General features: G+C 73.4%; 9 protein-coding genes. 2 read left to right on the top strand and 7 right to left on the bottom strand.

From position 1 onward, the window contains the following. The 4 genes from AC13HU_RS25895 to AC13HU_RS25910 all read right to left on the bottom strand — a co-directional run. A partial coding sequence (locus tag AC13HU_RS25895) for an iron chelate uptake ABC transporter family permease subunit (protein ID WP_483044365.1) occupies positions 1-1353 on the bottom strand: 1353 nt, incomplete at its 3' end. A 55-nt stretch (positions 1354-1408) separates the two neighbouring features. Continuing rightward, positions 1409-2425 carry an ABC transporter substrate-binding protein gene (locus AC13HU_RS25900; RefSeq protein WP_483044357.1) on the bottom strand — a complete coding sequence of 339 codons (1017 nt, stop codon included), beginning with the start codon at positions 2423-2425 and terminating at the stop codon, positions 1409-1411. Beyond that, complete coding sequence (locus tag AC13HU_RS25905) at positions 2422-3300, bottom strand: ABC transporter ATP-binding protein (RefSeq protein WP_483044358.1); 879 nt, start codon at positions 3298-3300, stop codon at positions 2422-2424. The genes AC13HU_RS25900 and AC13HU_RS25905 overlap by 4 nt, the downstream gene beginning before the upstream one ends. Positions 3301-3626: 326 nt before the next feature. After that, positions 3627-4148, bottom strand: coding sequence for a YceI family protein (locus AC13HU_RS25910; RefSeq protein WP_483044359.1), 522 nt, complete (start codon positions 4146-4148; stop codon positions 3627-3629). 120 nt (positions 4149-4268) lie between these two features. Between AC13HU_RS25910 and AC13HU_RS25915 the strand changes: the two genes are divergently transcribed. Beyond that, on the top strand, positions 4269-4802 hold the full coding sequence (locus AC13HU_RS25915) for a MarR family winged helix-turn-helix transcriptional regulator (protein ID WP_483044360.1): 534 nt from the start codon (positions 4269-4271) through the stop codon (positions 4800-4802). Positions 4803-5007: 205 nt separating this feature from the next. Beyond that, positions 5008-5571 carry a hypothetical protein gene (locus tag AC13HU_RS25920; protein ID WP_483044361.1) on the top strand — a complete coding sequence of 188 codons (564 nt, stop codon included), beginning with the start codon at positions 5008-5010 and terminating at the stop codon, positions 5569-5571. Positions 5572-5622: 51 nt separating this feature from the next. On the opposite strand, the gene AC13HU_RS25925 is transcribed toward AC13HU_RS25920, so the two are convergent. The 3 genes from AC13HU_RS25925 to AC13HU_RS25935 form a co-directional block, all read right to left on the bottom strand. After that, positions 5623-6552 carry a DUF6227 family protein gene (locus AC13HU_RS25925; protein WP_483044362.1) on the bottom strand — a complete coding sequence of 310 codons (930 nt, stop codon included), beginning with the start codon at positions 6550-6552 and terminating at the stop codon, positions 5623-5625. Between the two features lie 145 nt (positions 6553-6697). Further along, positions 6698-6892, bottom strand: a complete 195-nt coding sequence (locus tag AC13HU_RS25930; RefSeq protein ID WP_483044363.1) for a hypothetical protein — start codon at positions 6890-6892, stop codon at positions 6698-6700. Beyond that, the coding region (locus AC13HU_RS25935) for an AraC family transcriptional regulator ligand-binding domain-containing protein (protein WP_483044364.1) at positions 6889-8094 on the bottom strand (1206 nt) is incomplete at its 5' end. The genes AC13HU_RS25930 and AC13HU_RS25935, both read right to left, overlap by 4 nt.

The raw sequence follows: 8094 nt of genomic DNA on the forward strand, positions 1-8094 counted from the left end.
GACCAGCAGTACGGCGCCGAGGCCGCCCCCGCCGGAGACGCCCAGGATGCCGGGCTCGGCGAGCGGATTGCGGGTCACGGCCTGCACGAGGGTGCCGGACAGGGCGAGCGCCGCGCCGGCGAGCAGCGCGGCGAGCACCCGGGGCACCCGGGTGTCGAGGACGAAGGTGACACCCTGACCGGCCCGGCCCAGCGCCCAGTTGGTGACGTCGCCGAGCAGCAGTTTGGTGTCGCCGAGCAGCACCCCGGCGATCACCACGGCGACCAGCACGGCCGTGAGCGTGACCAGGCAGAGCGCGAACCCCGCCCGGCCGGGGGTGCGCATCCGGTCGGACTCGGCGACGGCGCCGGAGTCCCGGGCCCGGAAGGCCATCGCGACCAGGAACACCGCGCCGACGACACTCGTGATGACGCCGGTGGGTACCGAGGGTGCGGACTGCTTGCTCACCAGCGCCCGCAGCAGCACGTCGGAGCCGAGCACGAGGGCCGCGCCGACCAGTCCGGCGAAGGGCACGGCCGCCCGGACCCGGACGAGCGTGCGCAACCGGCGGGCCAACGGCCGTACCAGCGCCGGCGCGCACAGCCCGATGAACCCGATCGGCCCGGCGAGCGTCACCGCCGCGGCGGACAGCAGCGCGGCGAGCACCACGACGGTGATCCGGGTGCCGCGTACCGGGACGCCGAGACCGCGGGCCGTGTCGTCGCCCAGGGCGAGAGCGTCGACGCGGCGGGCGACCAGCAGCAGCCCGACGAGGCCGACCGCGACGACCGGTGCCATCTGGTCGACGCCGCCGAACCCGTTCTGGCCGATGCTGCCCTGGCTCCACTGGTAGAGGCCGTTCGTCCGCTCGGGAAAGAGCAGCAGCAGCGCGTCGGTGATCGAACCCAGCCCGAGCGCGAGGGCGCTGCCGGCCAGGACGAGCCGGACCGTGCCGGCGCCGAGGCCGGACAGGCCGAGCACGACGGCCGCCGCGGCGAGGCCGCCGACGAACGCGACGCCGGAGGAGGCCAGCAGCGGGAACGACGCGCCGGTGACGGTGAGCACCCCGAGCGCGAGGTACGAACCGGCGTTCACCGCCAGCGTGTCGGGCGCGGCGAGCACATTGCGGCTCACCGCCTGCAACGCGGCGCCCGCGCTGCCGAGCGCGGCACCGACCAGGATGCCGGCGACCATCCGCGGCAGGCGTGAGGCGATGACGACGGAGGCGTCGGCCTGGTCGGCGTGTCCGGTGAGCGCCTTCCACACCTCGCTCGCGCCGACCGCGGCGGTGCCCTGCGTGATGTCGACCATCGCCAGGGCGGCGACCACGATCACGAGCACGCCCGCCGCAGCGACCGCCCCCGTGCCGGACATGGCCGCGGCCGTGCGGGCGGGGGCGGGCGCGGTCCTCTCGGTGACGGTCACGGCGCTACTTCGTGAGCGCGTCGACGAGGCCGTCGATGTACGCCTCCATCGACCCGGGTCCGCCGAACATCCAGACGCCGTCGGGGAGCCGGTACACATGGCCCGCCTTCACGAACGGCAGTGACTTCCACACGGCGTTCTTGCCGAGGTCGACGGTGAACGGGTCGCCGCCGTCGCTGTTGTTCTGTATGTAGGCGAACGGGACGTCGCCGAGGCCGGTGAGCCCTTCGACATCGGTGGTGGCGAGGCCGTAGCTCTTGTCGCCCTTGACCGTCCAGGCGTTCTTCAGCCCCAACTCCTCGTTGACGGCGCCGATGAGGGAGCCGCTGGTGTAGGCGCGGACCGAGACCTGGTTGGCCACGACGTAGCTGTCGGCGAAGGCGATCTTCTTCCCGGCCAGGCCCGCGTCCTGGAGCTTCTTGCGGCCCGCGGCGACCTTGGCCTGGAAGGCGTGCTCGACGGCCGTGGCCTTCGTCGTCGTGCCGGTGGCCCTGGCGATGAGGTCGAGGCCCTTGGTCATCGTCCCGACCTGGTCGGCGGCGTCGGCGGGCCGCACCACGAGGACGGTGGCGACCTTCCGCAGCTGCTTCACCACCGAAGGCGAGAGGTCGGTGGTCGCCACGACGAGGTCCGGGGTGAGGGCCGCGATGGCGTCGGTACTCGGCTCGCCGCGGGTGCCGACGTCCTTCGGCGAGTTCGTCAGCGGGGCCGCCTTGTCCCAGGCGGTGTAGCCCTTGACGTCCGCGACGCCGACCGGGGCGACACCGAGGGCGACCAGGTCCTCGACGACGTTCCACTCGGTGCCGACGACCCGGGTGGCGGGGTGGTCCAGGTGCACCGTCGCGCCGGACGCGTCGGTGAGCGTGACCGGGCCGGCCGGCGTCGCCGAGCCGCTGGTGGAGGCGGACGACGCGGAGTCGTCGGCGGACTTGGTGGAGGGCTCGGTGGTGCCGCAGCCGGCCAGGACGAGCGCCGAGGCGATGGTCGCGCAGATGGCCACGACGACGGGAGGACGACTCATGAGGGGGTGTGGTGCCTTTCGCTTCGTGCGTGGTGGCGGCCGATCGCGCGGGTGCGCGGCCTGCCGGTCGCGGGGTCGGTGTCCACGTCGATCCGGATGCCGTAGACCTCGGTGAGGCGTTGCGGGGTCAGCACCTCGTCGGGTGTGCCGTCGGCGACGATCCGGCCGTCGTGCAGCAGGGCGATCCGGTCGGCGACGGCTGCCGCCTGGTCGAGGTCGTGCAGAACCACGCCGACGGCGATCCCGTGGTCGTCGGCGAGGTCGCGGATCAGGTCGAGGAGTTCGACCTGGTAGCGCAGGTCGAGGTACGTCGTCGGTTCGTCGAGGAGGAGCACGCCGGTCTCCTGGGCGAGGCAGCCGGCGAGCCACACCCGCTGGAGCTGTCCCCCGGAGAGCTGGTCGACCCCGCGGCCGGTCAGGCTCTCCAACCCGGTCAGCGCGAGGGCCCGATCCACCGCGGCGGTGCCGTCGGGATCCGGCCGGCCCCAGCGGCCCCGGTACGGGTAGCGGCCGAACTCGACCACGTCCCGGACCGTGAGCCCGCTCGGCGTCGGCCGGCCCTGGGTCAACAAGGCGATACGGCGGGCGAACTCACGCGCGGACAGGACCCTGCCGTCCAGGGCCTCTTCGGTGCCGCCGTCGAGCGTGAGCGTTCCGGTCCTGGGGGCCTGGAGGCGGGCGAGTGTGCGCAACAGCGTCGACTTCCCGCTGCCGTTCGGCCCCACGAGCGCGGCAACCTCCGCGGGCCGCAGGGTGATCGCGACCCCGTGTACGACGTCGGTGCCGTCGTACGCCACGGTCACGTCCTCGGCCGACAACTCATGACCACGACGCGGTCGCGACGATCTCTCGGATGAACGTTCCCCAGCTCTCACGGAACTTAGGATAGCCTTGCTTTACTTCACCCCATGGTCGGGGGGGCCGCGGCGGGGAACGGAAGGCCGCGACAGGGCGGCCCCGGGTCCGGTCGACCGGCCGGTTGCCCAGCGGGAACGGGACGGCCGGCACCCGGAACATGCCCGCCCGGCGCAGCGGCCGCGGGTGCCCCCGCCACGCCATCGCGTCCGCACCCTGCCCGGGCGCGCACTCATCGTGCCGCGGGCGATCGGGCGGCGCGGGGTCCGCATCTGATCCGTCGGACCGGCCCGTCGAACCGACCTGCGGCTGCCGCTTGTTCGGGCTGCCGCGCCGGCCCTTGGGCTCAGCTCTCGCGGCGGTAGCGCGCGGTGACGGCGACCTTGGACGGGCCGGTGAGCATGCCGAGTTGGTTCCAGGTGATGCCGAACTCGGCGCGGTCCACGGCGATATCGGCTTCCAGGGTGGCCTCCTGGGGGGAGGTGAGGGTGACCCGGGCGGGGAAGGCGATCGGGCGGGAGACGCCGCGGACCGCGAGGTCGCCGGTGACCTGGACCTCGCCGGAGTCGCCCGCGGGAGCGGTGACGGTGCCGGCGGTGAAGACGATCGACGCGTGCTCGTCGACGGAGAAGAAGTCGGCGGAGCGCAGGTGCTTGTCGCGCTTGGCGTTGCCGGTGTCGAGCGAGGCGGCGTCGATGGTGAAGGTGCCGTGTGCGGTGCCGTCGGGCGCGACCTCGCCCTCGCCGCTGACGGTGCCGAAGGTGCCCTTCACCGTGACCAGTCCCCAGAAGCTCTTGCTACTGAAGCGGACGGAGGAGTGCGCGGGGTCCAGCACCCAGCGTCCGGCGTCGGCGGTGGTCTGCGACATGGGCGTCGTCCTCTCCGGGCACGATCGGGCCGGATCGGCCCCTCGTCTGATGAAACGCTCAATACATTACCAGCAATTAGCTAACCGGCGAGATAATAACTCGAAGGCTATCCTGGAGCCATGGTGGTGGAACCCGTACGGAGCAACGCGGCGCAAGCCTGCCCCGACGCCGACGAACTGGCCCTGCTCAAGCAGTGGCACACCCTGCAGTCCGGTGTGCGACGGCTCACCGACGACATGCTCGCCGACGTCGAGGCCGAGCAGGGGCTGGCGCCCAGCTCCTTCCAGGCGCTGATGTTCCTGGTCACCGCGCCCGGCCAGGCCGCGCCCATGAACCAGCTCTCCGCGGCGCTCGGCTTCTCCACCGCCGGCACCACCAAGCTCGTGGACCGGCTCGCCGACGCCGGACTCGTCGAGCGCCGCCCCTCGGACGAGGACCGCCGGGTCGTCTACACCGCGTTGACCTCGGCCGGTGCCGAGTCCGTGCTCGCCGCCTCCCGCGCGCTCGCGCAGACCCTGCGCGCCCGCGTGGTCGCCCAGCTCGGCGAGGACGTCTTCCGGGCGCTGTCCGACGCCGTGAGCTCCCTCGACCCGTTCGGTACGGCGCCGCGCGCGCCGGCGCCCGGATCGCCGCCGGTTCCGTCGTGCCCGTGAGCCGCGCCCGGTAGCCGCGCCGCGGTGAGCCGTGACCCGTAGCCGTATCCCCGGTGAGCCGCGCCGCCGTGGACCGTACACCGTGGGCAGCCCTCCGGAACCGGTCCGAGGCGCCCGTGTTCCGCTCGTCGCCGTTCGCGGCGCGGCTGCGTCCGGCACAGTGGACGGCATGGTTCACGAGGTCCCGTCACCGCACGATCACCACGTGCGTCACCTGCGCCGGATGTTCCTCGCCGTCATCACGGCCAGCTTCGTCTTCCTGATCCCGTGGATCGGCTACCTCTCGGCCAGCCTGCCCACCCACCACGAGGTCGACCAGTGGCGCTTCGCCTGGGTCGGCTTCGACGCCGCGCTGATCGTCGCGATCGGCATCACCGCGCTGTGCGCCTGGCGGCGGCTTCAGATCTTCATCCCGTGGGCACTGGTCACGGCCGCGCTGCTGTGCTGCGACGCCTGGTTCGACATCGCGCTGGACTGGAACAGCGGCGAGCTGACCGGCTCGATCATCACGGCGGTGGTCGCCGAACTCCCGCTCGCCGCGCTGCTGGTGTATGTCGCCCGGAAGATGATCCGGCTGACTGTGCTCATCGCCTGGCGCCGGGCCGGCCGCACCGGCACCGCACCTCCGCTGTCCCGGCTGACCCTGGTCAAGCTCACCGCCGAAGGGGAGCGCGGCCACGTCTGCGAGTACGGCCACGACCATGCGCCCCCGGCGACCGCCACGCACCCCGAGCCGGACGGCCGTCCCGGGCGCGGCGCCGACGGGTGAGGCGGGTACGGAACCGGACGGCTCCGTACCCGGCTCACCAGGCTCACCCGGCTAACCCGCCTCGATCCGGCGGACCACCGTGTCCAGTGCCGCGTCGTGGGAGGTGTAGACCTCGCACACCGGGCTCCCGTTCGGGGTGCGGGTGTGGTCGATCTCCCACAGGCTCAGCTCGGTGCCGTCGAGCAGGAGGAACGCGTGCTCGTACAGCGACCAGGTCACCGTGCGGCCGGCGATGTGCGTGCTGCGGCGGGTCACGATGCCGATGGTGTGGGCGATGGCCGCGTGCAGGCGCCGGTGGACGTCCTCGCCAGGCGGGTTGGCGTTCGACGCGCGGCGAAGGAGGCGGCGGGCGTGCTCGGGCGAGTCGGCCTCGGTGTAGGCGCGATGGAAGCCGCGCTGCTCGGGTGGCGGCGGCACCGGCCGCACCGGATCGCCCGACGCGTCCGGGCCGCCGGTGCCTGTGACGCCGTCCAGACCGTCGAGGCCGGCCACGGCTTCCGCGCCGTCCGCGCCGTCCGCGCCGTCCAGATCCGTGAGTCCGCCGAGCCCGGCCAGATCGGTGCCGCCGGTGAGGTCGGTGCCGGCGTCCGGGCCGAGCCGCGGCGGCAGCGGCTGCCCGAACGCCGTGTCGGCCGCCCACTCGGCGAGGGCGAGTTCGCCGCGGTCGGTGAAGACCGCGTGCCGGAGTTCCCCGCCCGGCCCGGTGTTGTGCTCCAGTTCCCACACCAGCCGCACCCCGCCGTCCGGCAGGAGGAAGCTGTGCCGGTAGGTACGCCGGTCGAGCGGCCGCGGTGGCCCCTTGGCGTGGCGGCACGACTGGAGACCGCAGTGGTGCATGAGCGCGCCGTGCACCTCGGCCAGGTGCCGCGCTGCCTGCGCGCCGTTGTCGGCGCGGCCCAGTAACCGCGCGAGTTGCTCGGTGGGCCGGCCGCCCACCCGTTCGATGTCCGTCTCCACCGTCCGTGCAGGTTCAGCATCCATACGGCCCTCCCGACTCCCCGGCGCCGTCACTCTCCTGCCTGCCGCTGAGCGTAGTAGCGCCATCGCACTTGGCGGATACGAAAGGCCGTAATTACGGGCGTGTACGCCAGAATGCGCGCCCCCGGGTGGGCGAACGGGATGAGACTCACTCCGCTGTTCCCGCGCACCACGGCAGTGCGCCGCCGAGATGGCGGCGGAAGTCCGGGAACGGGGTGCCGCAGCGGGCGCACTCGGGGGCCGCCGTCTCCCGGAAGGCTCCGCACTCCTCGCACACCCGGTCCAGCCAGCACGCCGGGTCGCCGCCGTCGCTGTACCGGGCGCGCTCGGTTCCGTCGGTCATGTCGTGCCCGCCTCCTGTTGTGTGCCGGAGCCGTCGCCGGTCCCCGCGTCGCCGGTCCTGCGATCGGCGCTGTCGTCGGTGCGGGCTCCCTCGCCGCCGGTGCCTGTGTCCCAGCGGTTCATCGCGCGCCGGAGCGAGCGGGACTCGGCGAACCCCAGCCGCGCGGCGCGCTGGGCCGGGCCCGCGTTCTCGTGCCGGAGCCACTGTTCCCGCCGTACCGCGTCCAGTTCGGCCCGCCAGGTGGTGCCGGAGTCGCCGAGCCTGCGCTGCAGGGTGCGCGGGCTGATCGCGAGGCGCCGCGCCGCATCGGCCAACGAGGGCCGTCCATTGGGCAGTTGCGCGGCGATCACCTCGCGCAGTCCGGGTACGGGCACGGATCGCGGTATCCGGGGTGGCGGCGTCGCCGCCGCGGCGCGCAGCATGATCGCGGCCAGCGCGGGATCGGCGGTCTCCAATCGCCGTTCCAGGTCCTGCCGGTGCAGCGTGATCGTGTCGGCCGTCGCGCCGAACTCCAACCGGGCCGTCCCGAAGATCTCCTGGTGCGTGGCCTGCCGCCGAGGTGCCCGATGGGCGAACGCCACCCGGACCGGGGAGAGGTCCCGCCCGGTCGAGTACCGCAACTGCGTGGTCAGCGCCCCGAGCGCGAACTCCGCTACCACCCACCGCAGTTCGTCCTCGCCGTGCTGTACGTCATAGCCGATGGTCACCTCGTCGCCGGACTCCTCGACGCTCAGCGCCGAATTGCAGCTGAGCAGGTGGATGTTGGCCGCGCCGCGGGTCAGACCCTCGCCGAGGGTCGGCGCGGAGGTCATCAGGTAGTCGAACACGTCGAGCAGGCCGGGCCGGTAGCCGGCGGCTGCCAGCAGTCCGGCGTCGGTCCGGCCGGTACGCGCCAGCACCGCGCGCCACAGCTGGTAGGTGTGCGTGGAGGGGGTGCGGGCGGTCTCCGGCTGGGCCAGTATGTGCGGCAGTCCGGCGGTCCGTACCAGCCACTCGGCCTCGCGCGGGCCGTTCGCGGTGGCGGTGGCGATCAGGCGGGGCACCATGACGGAGTCGGTGCGCGGGGGGATGGCCGGGGGAGTGGACGCGGTGGTGGTGCCGCCGCGGCCGGCACCGTCGTGGCGGCCTGGTCCATTGTCCCCACCGCCTCCGCCGTGCCCGGGGTGTCGGTCGTACTTCTGGTGTACGAGCGGGCACGGGGG

This window comes from Streptomyces sp. NH27 (assembly GCF_056859195.1).

Coding starts and splice junctions, on each gene's coding strand:
- AC13HU_RS25900 (WP_483044357.1), bottom strand. CDS start 2,425: ATGAGTCGTCCTCCCGTCGTCGTGGCCATCTGCGCGACCATCGCCTCG.
- AC13HU_RS25910 (WP_483044359.1), bottom strand. CDS start 4,148: ATGTCGCAGACCACCGCCGACGCCGGACGCTGGGTGCTGGACCCCGCG.
- AC13HU_RS25915 (WP_483044360.1), top strand. CDS start 4,269: ATGGTGGTGGAACCCGTACGGAGCAACGCGGCGCAAGCCTGCCCCGAC.
- AC13HU_RS25925 (WP_483044362.1), bottom strand. CDS start 6,552: ATGGATGCTGAACCTGCACGGACGGTGGAGACGGACATCGAACGGGTG.
- AC13HU_RS25930 (WP_483044363.1), bottom strand. CDS start 6,892: ATGACCGACGGAACCGAGCGCGCCCGGTACAGCGACGGCGGCGACCCG.